The sequence below is a fragment of the Shinella lacus genome, assembly GCF_010994755.1.
Taxonomy (GTDB): Bacteria; Pseudomonadota; Alphaproteobacteria; order Rhizobiales; family Rhizobiaceae; genus Shinella; species Shinella lacus.
The window spans coordinates 228,031-244,815 of the sequence record NZ_WHSB02000002.1 but is presented as its reverse complement, the minus strand read 5'-3'; the positions used below and the strand labels follow the sequence as shown (position 1 = coordinate 244,815).

Sequence of the window (16,785 nt, the reverse complement as noted above, 5' to 3'; positions counted from 1 at the left end):
GCCTTTCAGGTATCGAGCAGCCCGCGTGCGGCATGGCGCGCGCGGAACCAAAGGGTGCGAAGGATGGCAAGAGTGGTTTCCGGCTCTTCCCGGCGTTCCAGCGCGCTGCGGATCCGTTCCGCCGCCGCTGTCTGGAAAGCGATGTAACCGTCGAAACGAGGGCGCAGCAGCGCGGTTTCCGCTGTGGCCAGCGTGTTGCGGTAGAAATCACCCCAGACCGCGTTGACCGCCGCGTCTTGCCACGCGGCGCGCGCGGACGGCTGGCCGCCGAAAGCGGGTAAGGTTTCGACCTGCGTCGGCACCGAGAGCAACGATGCGATATGGGCGAGAAGCTCCGGCGTCGGTCGGCACCGGCGCGAAAAGGCGATGCCCGTGCCCCCTATTACGCCGCCCTTTCCCCCGGACATGCGGATCGTGTCCGAAAACCCGATCGTATGGGGCGCATGGCCCAGCGCGGCATAGGTGACGTAACCGAAGACCAGCGGCACGAGCGCAATATCGTCGCTTCGCGCCATGCTTTCGAGAAGACCGATGGGATTGAGATCCTCGCTGCCGGGCGGGCGGCGGGCATAAAGGCGGTGCATGATTTCAAGCGCGGCGGCACCTTTGGCGTCGGACACGAAATCCTCCCCGCCAACACGACCGCCGGCACCCGCCACCATCGAGATCAGGCTCAGCACCGCATGAGGCCCGGCGAGCGATTGCGCCACCGGCTGGCGCTTTGCCAACGTCGTGACTTCGTCCCAACTCTGGGGAGGCCTGGCGATTCGGTCGGTGCGGCGCGCCGTGACCTGCGTCGCGACATCCAGCGGCAAGGCCCAGGTCCTGCCGTCCCAGCGATAGCTTTCGGCCGAGGGGCCGACGCTCTCCTGCTGCCAAGCCTGCAACTGCTCGGCGGAATAGAGGTCTTCTAGAGGCATGAAGCACCCTTCCGCAAAAGCCTCGCCGATATGCGGATGATCCATCACCAATAGATCGTTGTTTTCGGCAAGTTCGCGAATCGACGCGCTTTCAAAGCCTTCGAGCGGCTGCTTTTTCCAGTGGATCAATGGTTTCGTGCGGCCCGTATTCACGCGGCGCGCGGTCTCGGCGAGCGCATTGTAGCCGCGCGGATGGTCCCAGGTCAGGCCGATGAAGGTCATAGTGTTTCCCTCCAGAGCGGCGGTGCCCCGACATCACACTCGATGGCCGCGATGTGCCAGCGGCCGATATTGGCGGCAAAGAGTGTCGTGCCGTCGAAGGCAATGTTCGTCGGATGGCAGAGCACATGCGCCGTCGGGTCTTCGGCAAGCACGCGCACGTTTCCCGCACTGTCGATGCGCAGGATGCGCGAAGGTTCGTAAAGAGAGATCAGCAGATTGCCTTCGCCGTCAAAGGCCACGCCGTCCGGATAGCCGGGCAGATCGGTAACGAAAGGGCGGATGGCACCGGCGGCGCCATCCGCTTCGATCTCAAGACGCGATACCCGTTGCGCGAAGGTCTCGCAGACATAGAGCGCGTTTTCGCCGGGCCGCATGGCAAGCCCATTGGCGAAGGTGAAATCGGCGCAGCACCAGAGCCGACCTTCTCCACCGGAGAGGTCGAAGGACCATATGCCCGGCCCGGGTTTCGCGGAATCATGGCTGTCCGAAACGAGGAGCCGGCCCCGGCGCCGATCGATGATGGGGTAGTTGGGAATGCGCAGTCCCGCTGCTTCGAGCCGCGCAAGCGCGCCGGTCACGAGATCCAGCCGAAACACGGCCGCGTGTTTCAGGTCGCAGGCATAGAGCGCCCGGTCGCCGTCGAAGGCAAGGCCGAGGATGAAACCGCCGGTTCCAGCGACACGCTCGATGCGGCCGCCGTCCGGGGCGATACGGCAAATATCGCCGTCTTGGTTGCCGCACCAGATCCACCGGTCCGGCCCGATGGCGACGCCTTCCGGATGGCTGAGCCTTGGCTCGCTCCAGATGCCGTCGAAGAAGACCCGCAGGCGATCCGAGGGGAGAATGGGCGTTGACATCACGCCTCTCCCCGGCGCTCACCGCTTGCCGTGTCGAAGAGATGCATGCGTCCCCCATCGAAGCTCAGGCTGACAGGCGCCCCCCTTTCAAAGCCCGTCTCCGGCGGCAACTTGGCGGCGACCAGAGCTTCGCCCGCCTTGACGATCAGGATCGTGCAATCGCCGAGCAGTTCCGAAGAAAAGACGGTGCCGGAGAAATGGCCACCGCCTTCCGGGGCGAGCCGAACATGCTCCGGCCGCACCCCGAGCGTCACATCGCCCGCTGCCTGCGCCAAGGGGAAACGCCCGCCATCACTGGCGAACCATCCGTCCCGCAGATGGCCGGGCAAGAGGTTCATCGGCGGTGAGCCGATGAAGCCGGCGACGAAGGTGTTTGCGGGACGGGCGTAGATTTCGGCCGGCGTTCCGATCTGCTGGATCGTTGCTTTGTTCAGCACGACGATGCGGTCGGCGAGCGTCATGGCCTCAACCTGGTCGTGGGTTACGTAGATGGTGGTGACCCCAAGGTCCCGTTGCAGGTTCTTCAAATCGCCACGCATCACCGTGCGCAGCTTCGCATCGAGGTTGGAAAGCGGTTCGTCCATCAGAAAAATCTGCGGACGGCGCACGATGGCGCGGGCGAGTGCCACGCGTTGGCGCTGGCCGCCGGAAAGCTCGGCCGGGCGCCGCGTCAGGAGATGCAGCATATCCACGCGCTGGGCTGCGGCGCGAACCAGTTCCTCCCGCTCGGGCTTTGCCACTTTGCGGACCTTCAGCGGGTAGGCGATGTTCTCGCCAACCGTCATGTGTGGGTAGAGCGCATAATTCTGGAACACCATGGCGAGGTCGCGGTCGCGGGCCGGGATATCGTTGACCCGGCGCCCGCCGATCAGGATCTCCCCCGATGTGGGCTCTTCGAGGCCTGCGACGATCCGCATGGTGGTCGACTTGCCGCAGCCGGAGGGGCCGAGCAGGACGAGAAATTCACCGTCGCCGATGGAGAGGTCCAGTCCGCCCAGCGCCGTGTAAGCGCCAAAGCTCTTGGTCAGTTTGCGCAATTCGATTGCGGCCATGTCATTCATGTCCTTTCAGGAAGTCACGGCGCCACGGTAGCGACACTTGCCGCCCGGCGTCGTCCGAAATGGTAAGCCGGTCACCCGCGACGGATATGCCGGCAATCTCCGTCCAGCCGGAGGGACGCGGCACGGCGCCCATTACATGGCGGACGGTGTGGCTGCGACCTTCGCCAAGTGGCAAGCCGGTCGCCACGCCTTCAGCCGCGATCGGGTTTTCCCGCAGTGCTGCGGCTTCGCCGGTCGCCCCCGCGCAGCAGGCGTCTTCGATGCCGGTGACGCCGAGAACACGTCCGTTCCACGGCGCATGGTCGCGCCCGCCATTGGAGAACCACAGCATGGTGATCGGCAGGACGGACGGGTCCTTGAGGAAGAAGACAATGTCGTTTTCATCGTCCCGGATCACCGCTGACCAGCCGAGCGTGGCGCCGGGCGCCTCCACCAGGGTGACGAAATCCTCGTTGCGGATGCCGATCGGCCAGCGCGTCAGGTCCACCGGCTTGCCACTTGCGCCGGCGATATGCTCCAGCTCGGTTGCCCGCGTCGGATAGGCAAGGCAGGAGCGCCCCGGCTGGAAAACCTGTCCGGGCGTCAGTATCGCCCGTTTCTTCGAGGTGAAGAAGCGCCCCTGCCCTGAAAGATGCAGCATCGGATGGTGGGATACAGGCAGCAGACTCTCGCCGCCCTCGATCTGGTGCTCCTGGTAGACAAGCGGCGCATCCTCGGCGAGCGCAAGATCCTTGGTGATCCTTGCACCGTGCACGTCCTGAGCAAGGGCAAGACGCAGCCCGCCGGGCTTGCGCGCTTCGAGACGCCAGGGGCTGTTGGCCGTCCAGCCATGGGCGGGCACGTCCGGATCCACGGCGGCGGCGAAAGGCGCACAGAAAAAATCCCCTGCCAGCCGGCGCTCGGCAGGCGAAAGGTTCGCATCCGCCTGCGCCTCCGGCTCGTCGCGCCAGGGCGCCGCGTAAAGCGGCTCAATCGTGTGGCCCGCCCAATGGAAGCGCAGCCGGGGAATGTTGCCGACGGCGGGGTCGAACTGCAACGCGCCGCAGGCAGTCTCTATGGAAAGCAGATCCTGCATCACTCACCCCGAATGGCGAGACCACCGTCGCAGCGCACCACCTCGCCGGTGATGAAGCTTGCCCGGTCCGAGGCGAGGAAGGCAACGAGCTCGGCAACCTCCATCGGCTGGCCGAAACGGCCGATCGGGTGCGCCCGGTTCCAGCTGTCGATCAGCGCCTGGGCGTCGTCGGTCTCCTCGAAGATCTTCTCGTTCATCGGAGTCATGATCGTACCGGGCGCCACCGCATTGACGCGGATGCCCGCCTTGGCGAGGTCGATGGCGCATTGTCGGGTCAGCGAAATGATCGCGCCTTTCGCGGCCGCATAAGCCGGCCACCCCTGGAAGCCGATCAAGCCCTGGACGGAGGAAAGATTGACCACCGCACCGCCGCCGCGCTTGCGCAGCAAGGGCACACAGGCCTTCATGGTCCGCCAGAAGCCGGTCAGGTTTGTGTCGATCACCGTCGTCCAGCGCTCTTCGTCGATCTCGTCGATCACGCCGTTGAGGGCGACGGCGGCATTGTTGACGATGATGTCCAGCCCACCGAACTGCGTCTCCGCCAAGGCCGCCATTGCCTGCATATCGGCAAGGCTGCGCACGTCGCCGCGCAGGAACACGACGGATTGGCCGAGTGTGCCCGCGAGCGAATCGCCGCTTGCCTCGTCAATATCGGAAAAGACGACCTGGCCGCCGCGTGCCGCAAACAGTTCCACGCACGAGCGGCCGATGCCCTTGGCGCCACCCGTTACGACGATGACTTTGCCTTCGAATTCCATGATTATTCCATCCTGAACTGGGGATCGCGCTTTTCCAGGAAGGCATCGATGCCCTCCTGACCATCGGCCGTCGAATAGAGGCGAAACAGCACCTCCTGCTCCAGGCTCTTGGCGGTCTCGATGCCGGCATCCTGCCCTTCGCGCAGCAGCCGCTTCATTTCGGCGGCCGCTAGCGGCGCGATCTTGAGACAGGCACGCGCCCGGCGCAGGATCGCCTCGTCCATGTCTTCCGCCGGCACGACATCGGCGGCGATCCCGAGCGCCAAGGCACGCTCCGCCGATAGCCGCCATCCCGCCAGAAGCAGGTCGGACGCAGCGTATTTGCCGATCGCCCGCAACAGCCTCTGCGTGCCGCCACCGCCGGGACTGAGCCCGAGCCGGCCTTCCGGCAGGCCGATTTGCGCGGCTTGCGACAGGATCAGGATGTCGCAGCAGAGCGCGATCTCGAAACCGCCGCCGAGCGCAAAACCGTCGATCGCACAGATGACCGGCTTGCTGATGCGTTCGAGCCGGTCGAAGACGCGACGGGAATTGAGCTGATAGGCGATGAATTCCGCCCGTTTGTTTCCCTGGTATTCGGCAATATCCGCCCCCGCGACGAAGGCCTTACCGCCGGCGCCACGCAACACGATGACGCGGACGGCAGGGTCCGCCGCCGCGGCGTCGAGCGCGGCCTCGAATTCGTGCATCAGGGGCGTGGAGAGCGCGTTCAGCTTCTCCGGCCGGTTGAACAGGATCTGGCGGATGCCCGGTAGGAGATCGGAAGGTTCGATCAGCGCCATGGCCTATCCTTTCACCGCACCGGCGGTGATGCCGGCGACGAAATAGCGTTGCAGGAAGAAGAAGACGGCCATGACCGGCAGGGAGACCATGACCGAGGAGGCCATGAGTTCGCCGTAGCGGATGCCGTACTGGCCGATGAAGTCGTTGAGCCCGACCGGCAGCGTGCGCATCTCTTTCGTGGAGGTGAAGGAGAGCGCAAAGAGGAATTCCTGCCAGGTGACGATCAGCACGTAGACCGAGGTGGCGATGAGGCCGGGTCGCGACAGCGGCACGACGATATCCCAAAACACGCGCAGCGGCGTCGCGCCATCGATCGCCGCGGATTCTTCGAGTGCTGCCGGCAACTTCAGCAGGAAGCCCCGCAGCATCCAGATCGCCACCGGCAGCGTCACTGACACATAGGCCAGGATCAGCGACCAATAGGTGTTGAGCAGGTTCGCGCTGCGCATCATCTTGTAGATCGGAATGATGATTGCGGAATGCGGGAACATCTGCGCCAGAACCACCAGCCCCACCAGCGCGGAGATCACGCCGAGCTGCGCCCGGGTAAAACTGTAGGCGGCGAGCAGGCCGAGCGTGACGCTAATGACGACCGTCGACAGCGAAACCACCAGCGAATTGAAAAAATAGGTGCGAAATTCCGGCCGGAATGCGGTGATGTAATTGTCGATCGTCGGATTGTCCGGCCACAGCCGGGCCGGGATCGCAAAGGGTTCTGCCGGCGGCTTGAGGCTGACGGAAAACATCCAGAAGAACGGCAGGAGCACAAGCAGGGCCAGCAGAAGCTGGAGCAACATCAGTCCGATACGGGTCGAGCGGGTCTGTTTCATGCCGCGGCCCTCCGGCGATTGGCGCCACCCTGGACGATGGCATAGAGCGCCACGAGCACAGCGAGCACGAGGATCGAGAAGACGCCGTAGGTCGCCGCCTCGCCGAAGCGGAACTGGCCGAATCCGGTCTCGTAGATCTTGGTGGGGAAGATATGAGTCGCCGATTGCGGGCCACCCTTGGTCAGCACCCAGATGATGTCGAAATAGTTGAATGTCAGGATCATCGTCAGCACGATGTTGACAACGACCACGTCACGGATCGCTGGCAAGGTGACATCGACTAGCCGGCGAACCGGCCCCGCGCCGTCGAGCGTCGCCGCCTCGATCTGGCTGCGATCGACATTCTGAAGCGCTGCAAGATAGATCAGCATGGAGAAGGGAAAGCCCTTCCAGACCGCCGCGATAATGACGGAGGCCATGGCTATGCGGCTGTCGGCAAGCCAGGCGACGCTGTTTTCGATCAGGCCAATCTGGAGCAGCAGTGAATTCACCAGCCCTAGCTGCGGATCGTACATGAAGCGCCAGAGGATGGCGGCAACGACACCCGGCAGGATGAAGGGCAGCAGCACGATGGCGCGCAAGGTGCCCTGCATGGGCAGGTTCTGGTTGAGCAGCAGTGCCGTCAGGAAACCGAGAATGTTTTGCAACAGCACGACGCCGAGCGTCCAGACGATCGAATTTACCAGAACCTCGATAAAGGTGCCGTCGGCCAGAACGCGCCGGTAGAGCGCGAGGCCGGCGAACTTCGGGTCCGGATTCAGAAAGCTCGTCTCGTGGAAGCTTTCATAGACCGTACCGAGCATCGGGTAATACAGCATGACCGCCATCAGAAGGAGAGCGGGTGCAAGAAGCAGCCAGTGAAGCCGGCGATCTTGGCGCATGGGAAAAGCCTTGTCCTCTTGCCGCACCCCGTTTCCGGGATGCGGCAGACGCTGGAATTACTTGAGGGAATTGATGACGTCGCAGGCCTTCGCCGTCGCCGCGGCCACATCGTTGCCCGCATAGATGTCCTGGAACATCGCGACTTGTGCATCCGCCAGTTCGAGGTAGCGCGGCGAGAGCGGCCGCGCCTTCGCATTGTCGAGATGCGTCATGATCGTCTGCGGGTCCTGCCGGTTCTTCGCGAGGAAGGCCTCAGCGGCTTTCTTGTTGGCCGGGATGAGATCGACCACATCGCCGTTCACATCCTCACGCACCATGAACTGGATGAACTTCCAGGCCGCGTCCTTGTGCTGCGACGTTTCGAAGACAGCGAGATTCCAGCCGCCGAAGGTGCCGACCGGCGTCTTGCCCTCAGGTGCGGTCCCATTGACAAAGCCCCAGCTGAGGCTGCTCTTCTGCAAGGTCGGCTGTTCCAGCGCCGGCCAGAACTCGATGGCGAGCGAACCGTTGAGGAACAGTTCGCGCATGTCGCCGGACGACGCGTTGAGAATGCCGGCGGGCGCGAACTTCGACAACCCCTGGAGGTAGGTGAGCGCCTCGACGGCGGGTGCCTCCGTCAGCGCGCAGCTGCCGTCGTCGTTGAGGATCTTGCCGCCGTTGGAGAAGATGAAGGAATCCCCGACGACCACCGTATCCTCGCCCTTGTGGCCGAACAGGCCGACCCCGAACTTGCCATCCGCCGTCAGCTTTTCGGCCGCAGCCTTCAGGCCATCGAAGGTCGAAAGGCTCGCCGGATCGATCTTGGCAGCGTCGAGCAGGGCCTTGTTATAGTAGCTGAACTGCCAGACATCCACGTTGAACGGAATGCCGTAGAGCTTGCCGTCCAGCACGGCCGAATCCCACGCGCCGCCGAAGAAGCCGTCACGGGCAAGACCAGCCGCACCGGCCTGCGCCGTCAGGTCGGAGACCGCGCCCGCCTTGGCAAAGGCGCCGACCCAGATCTGGTCGAGCGTCGCGATGTCCGGTGCGTTGCCGCCCTGCACGGCGGTGAGCAGCCTCTGCTGGTATTCCGGATAGGGAACGGTCGTCACCTCGATCTTGATATCGGGGTTTTCCTTCATGAACCGCTCGACGGCGGCCTTCTGCACGTCCGAAAGGCCGCTTTCGGTCTGCTGGTTGTCCCAGAATTGCAGTGTGACCTCCTGGGCCAAAACCGGCGCTGCTGCCAGCAACCCAACTCCCAGAGCCACAGTCGTCAAAAATGATCGCTTCATGGTTTCCTCCCTCGCGATGTGATTGTTTCAGGTTTGATTTCGATAGTTCCCGCCCGCTTCGAAGGCCGGCTCGGGAAGCGCTTCGCCGGCAATCAGCACATCGACGCCGACCGAACGGAAGCGCTGCCGATCCTCCGGCAGTGCGCCGTCATCCGTCAGAACCGAGCGAACCTGCGATATACCGGCAATGCGGTGGTTGGCGTCGGAGCCGAGCGCCACGCTGTCGGCCAGCACGATGCTGATCTCGGCCGCGTTGATGAAACGCTGGGCGGCGAGCGCCCGCCGCTCGTCGAGCGACGACAGGCCGAAGCCCGGCGTCACGCCGTCCGACGCGATGAAAGCGAGATGCGGGCGAACCCGCTCGAATATCGCGCCGAGACTTGGGCCGACCAGGCAGCGATCGGCCTTCTGATACTCACCGGCCGTCAGGATGACCTTGACGGCGGAGGTGTCCTCAAGCGCGTGCAGGACGTCGAAGGAATTGGTCAACACGGTCACGCCCTGCAGGCGCTCCGACTTTTGCGCCGCGAGATTGCGCAGTTCCTCCGCCAGGAAGAGATTGACCTGGCCCTCATTGAGCGCGACCACCATTCCCGGCCGCAGCAATTGCGCCGCACTCTGCGCGATTTCACGCCGCAACCGGGCGATTTCGGCCGAAATGCCGTGGTGCGGCGGCGCGGTGACCAGCGTCGCTCCATAGACCAGGCAGCGGTCCTGCATGGCGATCGCCATGCTGCGATACCAATCATGCGCCGGATAATGCGGCAGGAAACCGATGCGCCGCGACCGCAGGAGCTTCGTGTTGAATCCCAGCCGTACGCTGCTCAGTCGTTCGAGCACATCCTCCTTGAGCCGCCAGGTCCCTGCCGAATTATCGAAGTAGTCGGCGAGACTTTCCGGCGTGATGACGGCGTGCGGCGTGATCGTGTCTTGCAAGGATTGCCCAAGAATTCCCAACACGGCCATATCGATACCGAGGCGTCCCACCACTTCCGGAAAGAGCGCGCCGACCGCCCGAAGCGGTCCGGCCTCGGCAAGCCGCGCCATGAAGCCTGCGCTTTCGCCGCCCATCGAATAGACGGCAACCTGCCTGTCGAGACGCTCGGCGGCCTCGATCCCGGCAATGGCGGCATGGTCGTTGACGGCGAAGACAAGGTTGATCGCCTCATCCGCAGCAAAGGCGTCGTGGGCCACGCGCAGGCCGATCCTATAACTGCCTTGACCGTTGACCCGATGGATCATCGTCGGCCTAACGCCGGCTTCAGCCAGCCCCGCCTCGAAGCCCGCCACGCGCTCGCGCGTATTGGGCAGCTCGGCGACACCGATCACGAGCATAGAGACCAGCTTGCCGCCCATCTCCTGCCCCGCCAGCCGGCCAAGCTCGACGCCGGCGACAAAGTTGTCCGGACCGAGATAGGCGCCACCCTGCTGCGGCGCGCTCTCCGCGATGAAGGGGATACCCCGGCGAACGATCTCGCGCCGCAGCACGTCGCTTCCACGGCCCGAAATCGGCGGCAGGATGACCGCATCCAGCGAATCGAGATCGGAAGCCAGTGGGCTCGCCTCGGACCCCGGCAATGTGCCGCGCGCCCGAAGCAGCGTCTCGTCCGACAGCACGGCTCCACCATGACGGCGCCGGATCGCCCCGAGCTCATCGAGTTGCGCCAGATCACGCCGCAGCGTTACCGCGGCGACGCCCGGCATGGATCGGCGCAGCTCTTCCATGCTGACGACGCCCTGCTGGCGCAGCATGGAAATGATCCGCGCATGTCGCTGTTCTTTGATCATTTGATCTCCTTACGGCGCACAGTTGCGGATCGATACCGCCACATCAAGCGCGTTGCGGGCCGTTCAGGCCATCAAGGAGAGTCATTCCGCTTCAAACGATCAAAAACGATCAAGCCATTCTTGCGCCGGACCTATGCTTCCGATGCGCGCATCAGTGGATCGTCGTGAACCGCCTCGGCCAGGAATTCCAGCACCACCTTCGTGCGCAGCGGCATGTTGCGCCGTGAGGGATAGACCACGCTGATCGGCAGTCGCGTGGGCCGGAAATCCGGCATGACCTCGACAAGCCTGCCGCTTTGCATGTCCGGCAGGGCGAGAATGTGGGAAAGCACCGAGAGGCCCGCGCCCGCGACGGTCGCGCGATGAACCGCGACGGCATTGTGCGCGATCAGCCGCGGCGTGATGCGAACCGCCACGTCGCACGCCCCATCGGAAAAGGACCAGGCGCGATTGTCGCCCGCCCGCTGGTAGCAGATGCAGGCGTGGTCGGTGAGGTCTTCGAGCACGGTCGGGGGACAGCACGTCGCGAGATAGGCGGGAGAGGCGACGAGAAACGCCGTCGTCCATCCGATCCGCCGACAGATCAGGCCATTGTCCGAGACCGGGCCGATCCGCACCTCAAGATCGATCCCGTCCTGCACCAGATCGGAGGCGTCCTCCTTGAAGATCAGCTCGACCGAAAGCCCGGGATGGCGCGCGAGCAGGCTTTCCACCCGGTCGGCGAGAAAAAGCCCGAGCGGCGCCGGAACGCTGAGCTTCACATTCCCTGTCAACGTGGCGGCATCCTGACCGAGGCTGTCGCCAAGCTCGTCCACGGCTTCCAGCACGCGCAGCGCCATGGGGATGATGCGCTCCCCCTCGGCCGTTAGGGCCAGCGCGCTGGTCGTGCGGTGAAGAAGGCGGACGTTGAGACGCGCCTCCAGGGCGGAAATCTGCCGCGATACCGCCGGCTGCGTCAGGTGGAGATCTTGCGCGGCAGCCGAGAAAGAAGAGGTCTCCGCCACACGCAGGAACGTGCGCAACGCCGATACGATGTCCATCGCCCGCCTCATACTCTTCGACATAAGACTTATACGCGAAGCTTATGCCGTTTCGGCTTTACAGTCCAGCAATTAAGGATATTTTATATCCATAAGGATGCTTAATATCCTTAATTAAGGAGAGCGAATATGACCCAACGCCTGAACTACGCGCAGCAGTCCCCCGAACTGTTCAAGAAGATTTCCGATCTGAGCATGGCGCTCGCGGGCAGCGTCATCGAACAGAAGATCCGCGACCTGGTGAACATCCGGGCCTCGCAGATGAATGGCTGCGCCTTCTGCCTCGATATGCATGTGAAGGAAGCCAAGATCCACGGCGAAAGCGAACTGCGCGTCCATCACGTCGCCATCTGGCGTGAATCGACCCTGTTCATCCCGCGCGAGCGCGCGGCGCTTGCCTGGACCGAAGCCCTGACGAAGCTGCCCGAGGGTGGCATTCCGGACGAGCTTTACGAGCGCGTGCGCGGTCAGCTTTCCGAGAAGGAAATTTCCGACCTCACCTTCGCGATCATGGCGATCAACGCCTGGAACCGCGCCAGCATCGCCTTCAAGTCCGTGCCGGGCTCGGCCGACAAGGTCTACGGCCTCGACAAGGCCGGCCTCAGCTAATCCGCAGCGATCATCACGAACACTGGAACCGTGGCGCTACCCAGCGCCGCGAAGGGAGACCTATCATGAAAATCGTCATCATCGGCGGCACCGGCCTCATCGGCTCGAAGACCGTGGACCGCCTGCGCAAAAATGGCCACGAGGTCATCGCCGCCTCGCCCAACACCGGCGTCAACACGATCACCGGCGAAGGCCTGGCCGAAGCGCTTGCCGGCGCCGACGTCGTGCTCGACCTCGCAAACTCCCCCTCCTTCGCCGACGCGGATGTGATGGCGTTCTTCGAGACCTCCGGGCGCAACCTCCTTGCCGCCGAAAAGGTGGCAGGCGTGAAGCATCATATCGCGCTCTCCGTCGTCGGCACGGAGCGCTTGCAGGAAAGCGGCTATTTCCGCGCTAAGCTCGCGCAGGAAAAGCTGATCAAGGCGTCCGGCATTCCCTACACGATCGTGCATTCGACGCAGTTCATGGAGTTCGTGAGCGGCATTGCGCAGTCTGGAACGATCGGCGATACCGTCCATCTCCCTGCCGCCTACGTCCAGCCGATCGCCTCGGACGACGTCGCGGATGCGATGGCCGACGTGGCGCAGGCCGCGCCGATCAACGGCACGATCGAAATCGCCGGCCCCGAGCGCTTTCGGCTTCACGAACTGGTCGCGCTCTACCTCCAGGCCATGAACGATCCCCGCCAGGTCGCGGCCGACCCTGAAGCCCGGTATTTCGGCGCCCGGCTCGAAGACGGCTCGCTCGTCTCGGACGACAGCCCACGCCTTGGCAAAAGCACCTTCAAGCAGTGGTTCGCTACCGCCCCGCGCCGGTAACCGCGTGCCGCCATGGTGCGGCACATCCTTTCCTTCCCACCATCAGGAGCATCGACATGACCAGAACATCCCTCCTCTTCGCAGCGCTTGCCGCCGCAATCGCCACCGCCAGCCCTTCGCTTGCCAGCGAGGCCGCGAAGGTGACGCTCGTCTATGAACACGAGCTGCCGAACGTGCCGGGCAAGAGCATCCGCGGCGTGCTGGTCGAATATGGTCCGGGCGGCTTTTCTGAAGGCCATACCCACCCGACTTCGGCCTTCATCTATGCGACCGTGCTCGAAGGCGCGATCCGCAGCCAGGTCAATGACGGCCCGGTCAAGGTCTACAAGGCGGGCGAAAACTTTTCCGAACTGCCCGGCGACCGCCACGGCGTCAGCGCCAATGACAGCACGACGGACCCCGCCAAGCTGCTCGCGGTCTTCGTGGTTGATTCGGCGGAGAAGGAACTCGTCTATCCGATGAAATAAGGGTTTCCGGCGGCGCGTCGTGCGGAGGCTCGGTATGCTGATTGCCAATCTTTGCCGGAGACCGTTACGATCTCATGCGACGAGGCCGCCTGTTCCCCCATGAGGGCGGCCACAGTTCGAAGAAAAATATGTTAGCAATGAAAACAAAACGCGGCTGGCCAAAATCACCGTGATGCTGGTGAATTGATTTTTTGGCGGTCGGCTTACTCACCCGCCCCCTCTTGCTCGGAAAATGCCATGCCGCTGACGCGAATCCTGCTCTATGTGCGTGATGTCGAGGAGACGGCGCGTTTCTACACGGCGCCATTTGGTTTCGAGGTTCATCGCGCTGATGGCGACCGGATCGTAGAACTGCTCGACCCTCGTGGCGGGGCAAATCTCATGCTCTATCCCGCCGCAAAAAGCCAGAAGATGGGACAATCAGCCGTGAAGCTGGTGTTTTCTGTGGAAAATGTAGACGCATTTTGCGCTGAGAGCGCTGTGCGAGGCGTTCCCTTCGGCCCAATCCACCGCACCGCCTCCTACGACTTTGCAAACGCAAAAGGCCCGGACGGAAACTCCATTTCCGTTTCGAGCCGCGGCATCACCGCGCGCTGAAAAACCATCACGCGTCCAGCATCTCCCGCACCGCTTCCGCAAGCTGCTTCAACGAGAACGGTTTTGGCAGGAAGCCGAATTTGGCGTCGGCGGGGAGGTTTCGGGCGAAGGCGTCTTCGGCGTAGCCGGAGACGAAGATGAACTTCATGTCGGGATAGCCTTTGCGCAATTCGCGCAGCAGCGTCGGGCCGTCCATTTCGGGCATCACGACGTCCGAAACGACGATGTCGACAGCGCCGTTCAGCTCGTCCATGATGTCGAGCGCTTCGACGCCGGAGCCGGCTTCGTGCACGGTATAACCGCGGGTTTCCAGCATGCGTTTTCCGCCGCGGCGCACCGCCTCCTCGTCCTCGACGAGCAGCACGACGGCCGAGCCGCCGGTGAGGTCGCGCGGTTCCTTCTCCACGGCAGGCACGGCGGCGACCGGCTGCTTTTCGCCGGCTTGCAGGGCGGTCGCATCGACCGGCAGTTCTTCCTCGGTGTGGCGCGGCATGAGGATGCGGAAGGTCGTGCCCTTGCCGACTTCGGAATCGAGATAGATGTAGCCGCCGGACTGTTTGACAATGCCGTAGACCATGGAAAGGCCAAGACCGGTGCCCTTGCCGACTTCCTTGGTGGTGAAGAAGGGCTCGAAGATCTTGTCGATGATCTCCGGCGGGATGCCGGTGCCCTGGTCGGCGACCTCGACTTCCACATAGTCGCCCTCCGGCAGGTCGCGCAGATTGCGGGCGGCGGCCTCCTCGGCCTCCACGTTGCGGGTGCGGAAGGTGATCGTGCCGCCCTCCGGCATGGCATCGCGGGCATTGACCGCAAGGTTGATCAGCACCTGCTCGAACTGGCCGAGATCGGTCTTCACCGCCCAGAGGTCGCGACCGTACTCGACCTCGATCTTGACGTTCGTGCCGGTCATGCGGTCGACGAGCATGCGCAGGTCGCCGATGACGTCGGTGAGGTTCAGGACGGTCGGGCGCATCGTCTGCTTGCGCGAGAAGGCGAGCAGTTGCCGTACGAGCACGGCGGCGCGGTTGGCGTTGCGCTTGATCTCCATGAGATCGGCAAAACTCGCATCCGACGGGCGGGCGGAGAGCAGCAGGTGGTCAGAGGACAGCAGGATCGCCGTCAGCACGTTGTTGAAATCGTGCGCGATGCCGCCGGCGAGCGTGCCGACCGCATTCATCTTCTGCGTCTGCGCCATCTGGGTTTCGAGCGCCTTCTGCTCAGTGCTCTCGACGGCATAGACGATGGCGGCCTCTTCCGGCGCCTCGTCGCTCTGGTCGATGACGGCGTTCACGTAGAAGCGGAAATGCCGCGTGTCGTCGGCCGGGTGCAGCGAATCGAGCGGCGCGATGTCGCCCTGCCGGTCCTTGGCCGCGTCGAGCGCCGATTGCAGGCGCAACCGGTCCGTCTCGTGCACGATAGTTTCAAGCTTGGCGCCGTGGTCGATATCGTCGCGCGAGACGACGGTGGAAAACAGTTTCAGGAACGGCGCGTTGGTGCGCAGGATCCGGCCGTTACCATCGACGGAGGCGATCGCCATCGGCGTATTGTTGAAGAAGCGCGTGAAGCGCATCGAGGCGATCGAGGCGGACTGGTCGCCCTCGCCGCCTTCTTCGCGGGCGAGCACGATGGTGCGGCTTTCGCCCGGCGCGCCGTCGCGCATCGAGGTGACGCGGTGCACGATGCGGACTGGAAGGCTCTGGCCATTGGTCTTGCGCAGGTCGAGGTCGAGCATCTCGGTGCGCTTCAGGCCGGGCTCGGCCTGCACGGACTGGATGAGGGCCAGCCCCTCGCCCGCCACGACATCGGCGATGGAGAGCGCGCCGGGATGGAATTTCGCGAGATCGATGCCGAGCCATTCGGCAAGCGTGGCGTTCAGGTAGACGATCTCGCCCTTGCGGCCGGCGGAGAAGAAGCCGGCCGGCGCATGGTCGAGATAGTCGATCGCGTTCTGCAATTCCTTGAAGAAGCGCTCCTGATCGTCGCGCTCGGAGGTGATGTTGGAGACCTGCCAGATATAGAGCGGCTGCTTGGCCTTCTCGCGGTTCGGCAGCACGCGGGCCTTGAGGCGATACCATTGCGCGCCGGATCCGTTGGCGGCGGAGGGATTGAGCGGCTTCTGGACGCGGAATTCCTCCGCCCCTTCCTTGCCCTCGTGCAGGCCGTTCGTCAGGCGGTAGACGGCCTCGGTGGCGTCGCGGTTGCGCGACAGCAGCGTTTCGAGCGTCTGCACCTCCGCCTCGCCGTTTGCCCCCGTCAGCGCGCCATAGGCGGCGTTGGCATAGACGATGCGGCCCTTGCGATCGGTGATGACGGTGCCGTCCGGGTGCGAATCGAGGAAGGCGCGGGCGAGATCGTCGGAGCGCGTCGCCTGCGGCATGATCTCGATGAAGCCGATCAGCGCCGAGACGACGAAGAAGATGCCGGCCATGGCGAGCACGCCGAGAACGCCGAGCACGAGCTCGTTGTCGAGCTGGTTCTTGAACACGATGAACGCGCCGGCCGAGGCCGCGAGCACGATCGCCAGCAGCACGACGCGAAGCGCCACCGCCGGCCGCACACCGCGGTCCACGATCGGCAGATTGTCCTCGCCCGGCCGCTTCATCGTCGTCATCAATCCCTCGTCTGCATCCGTCCGGCCTTGCGCTTGGCCGGGACCCGATGCGAGAATCATGTTTATCCGCACGAGGGAAGCGCAAAAAGCCATCGAGGGGAAGCAAGGCCGCGAATTCACAGGGAATATTCCCGGCTCAAACATCGCAATTTTCGTAACCTGCCATACTTACGCGACGATGACGACGGCATTC

16 protein-coding genes are annotated in these 16,785 nt (G+C 63.8%); 4 read left to right on the top strand and 12 right to left on the bottom strand.

What is annotated here, in order from left to right; all coding sequences use genetic code 11:
• Positions 1–5 precede the first annotated feature (5 nt).
• The 11 genes from GB927_RS05680 to GB927_RS05630 all read right to left on the bottom strand — a co-directional run bounded on the left by GB927_RS05680 (position 6) and on the right by GB927_RS05630 (position 11,490).
• The gene (locus GB927_RS05680; protein WP_256115681.1) at positions 6–1,142 is read right to left on the bottom strand and encodes an extracellular solute-binding protein; all 1,137 of its coding nucleotides are present in this window, start codon (positions 1,140–1,142) and stop codon (positions 6–8) included.
• A complete protein-coding gene (locus GB927_RS05675; protein ID WP_256115679.1) occupies positions 1,139–1,999 on the bottom strand; it encodes an SMP-30/gluconolactonase/LRE family protein in 861 nt (286 codons plus the stop codon). Before GB927_RS05675 ends, GB927_RS05680 begins: the two co-directional genes overlap by 4 nt.
• Positions 1,999–3,051, bottom strand: coding sequence for an ABC transporter ATP-binding protein (locus GB927_RS05670; RefSeq protein WP_256115678.1), 1,053 nt, complete (start codon positions 3,049–3,051; stop codon positions 1,999–2,001). The genes GB927_RS05675 and GB927_RS05670 overlap by 1 nt, the downstream gene beginning before the upstream one ends.
• Position 3,052: 1 nt before the next feature.
• A complete protein-coding gene (locus GB927_RS05665) occupies positions 3,053–4,135 on the bottom strand; it encodes a hypothetical protein (protein WP_256115677.1) in 1,083 nt (360 codons plus the stop codon).
• Positions 4,135–4,893 carry an SDR family NAD(P)-dependent oxidoreductase gene (locus tag GB927_RS05660; protein WP_256115676.1) on the bottom strand — a complete coding sequence of 253 codons (759 nt, stop codon included), beginning with the start codon at positions 4,891–4,893 and terminating at the stop codon, positions 4,135–4,137. Before GB927_RS05660 ends, GB927_RS05665 begins: the two co-directional genes overlap by 1 nt.
• A gap of 2 nt (positions 4,894–4,895) precedes the next feature.
• Entirely contained in the window at positions 4,896–5,675 is a 780-nt protein-coding gene (locus GB927_RS05655; RefSeq protein WP_256115674.1) for an enoyl-CoA hydratase/isomerase family protein, read from the bottom strand.
• Positions 5,676–5,678: 3 nt separating this feature from the next.
• Positions 5,679–6,506, bottom strand: a complete 828-nt coding sequence (locus GB927_RS05650; RefSeq protein ID WP_256115673.1) for a carbohydrate ABC transporter permease — start codon at positions 6,504–6,506, stop codon at positions 5,679–5,681.
• Positions 6,503–7,387: a carbohydrate ABC transporter permease gene (locus GB927_RS05645; RefSeq protein WP_256115672.1), complete on the bottom strand. Its 885-nt coding sequence runs from the start codon at positions 7,385–7,387 to the stop codon at positions 6,503–6,505. The genes GB927_RS05650 and GB927_RS05645 overlap by 4 nt, the downstream gene beginning before the upstream one ends.
• A 57-nt stretch (positions 7,388–7,444) precedes the next feature.
• Positions 7,445–8,662 (bottom strand): ABC transporter substrate-binding protein, encoded by a 1,218-nt coding sequence (locus GB927_RS05640; RefSeq protein ID WP_256115671.1) that lies wholly within the window; start codon positions 8,660–8,662, stop codon positions 7,445–7,447.
• A 27-nt stretch (positions 8,663–8,689) separates the two neighbouring features.
• Positions 8,690–10,450, bottom strand: coding sequence for a substrate-binding domain-containing protein (locus GB927_RS05635; RefSeq protein ID WP_256115670.1), 1,761 nt, complete (start codon positions 10,448–10,450; stop codon positions 8,690–8,692).
• Positions 10,451–10,581: 131 nt separating this feature from the next.
• Positions 10,582–11,490, bottom strand: a complete 909-nt coding sequence (locus GB927_RS05630) for a LysR family transcriptional regulator (RefSeq protein ID WP_256115668.1) — start codon at positions 11,488–11,490, stop codon at positions 10,582–10,584.
• 129 nt (positions 11,491–11,619) lie between these two features.
• Between GB927_RS05630 and GB927_RS05625 the strand changes: the two genes are divergently transcribed.
• From GB927_RS05625 to GB927_RS05610, 4 genes are all read left to right on the top strand, one after another.
• A complete protein-coding gene (locus tag GB927_RS05625; RefSeq protein WP_256115667.1) occupies positions 11,620–12,099 on the top strand; it encodes a carboxymuconolactone decarboxylase family protein in 480 nt (159 codons plus the stop codon).
• Between the two features lie 65 nt (positions 12,100–12,164).
• The gene (locus tag GB927_RS05620) at positions 12,165–12,917 is read left to right on the top strand and encodes an SDR family oxidoreductase (RefSeq protein ID WP_256115666.1); all 753 of its coding nucleotides are present in this window, start codon (positions 12,165–12,167) and stop codon (positions 12,915–12,917) included.
• A gap of 56 nt (positions 12,918–12,973) precedes the next feature.
• Positions 12,974–13,384 carry a cupin domain-containing protein gene (locus tag GB927_RS05615; protein WP_256115665.1) on the top strand — a complete coding sequence of 137 codons (411 nt, stop codon included), beginning with the start codon at positions 12,974–12,976 and terminating at the stop codon, positions 13,382–13,384.
• 237 nt (positions 13,385–13,621) lie between these two features.
• A complete protein-coding gene (locus GB927_RS05610) occupies positions 13,622–13,981 on the top strand; it encodes a VOC family protein (protein ID WP_256115664.1) in 360 nt (119 codons plus the stop codon).
• A gap of 7 nt (positions 13,982–13,988) precedes the next feature.
• On the opposite strand, the gene cckA is transcribed toward GB927_RS05610, so the two are convergent.
• Positions 13,989–16,592 (bottom strand): cell cycle histidine kinase CckA, encoded by a 2,604-nt coding sequence (gene cckA / locus GB927_RS05605; protein ID WP_256115663.1) that lies wholly within the window; start codon positions 16,590–16,592, stop codon positions 13,989–13,991.
• Between the last annotated feature and the right edge of the window lie 193 nt (positions 16,593–16,785).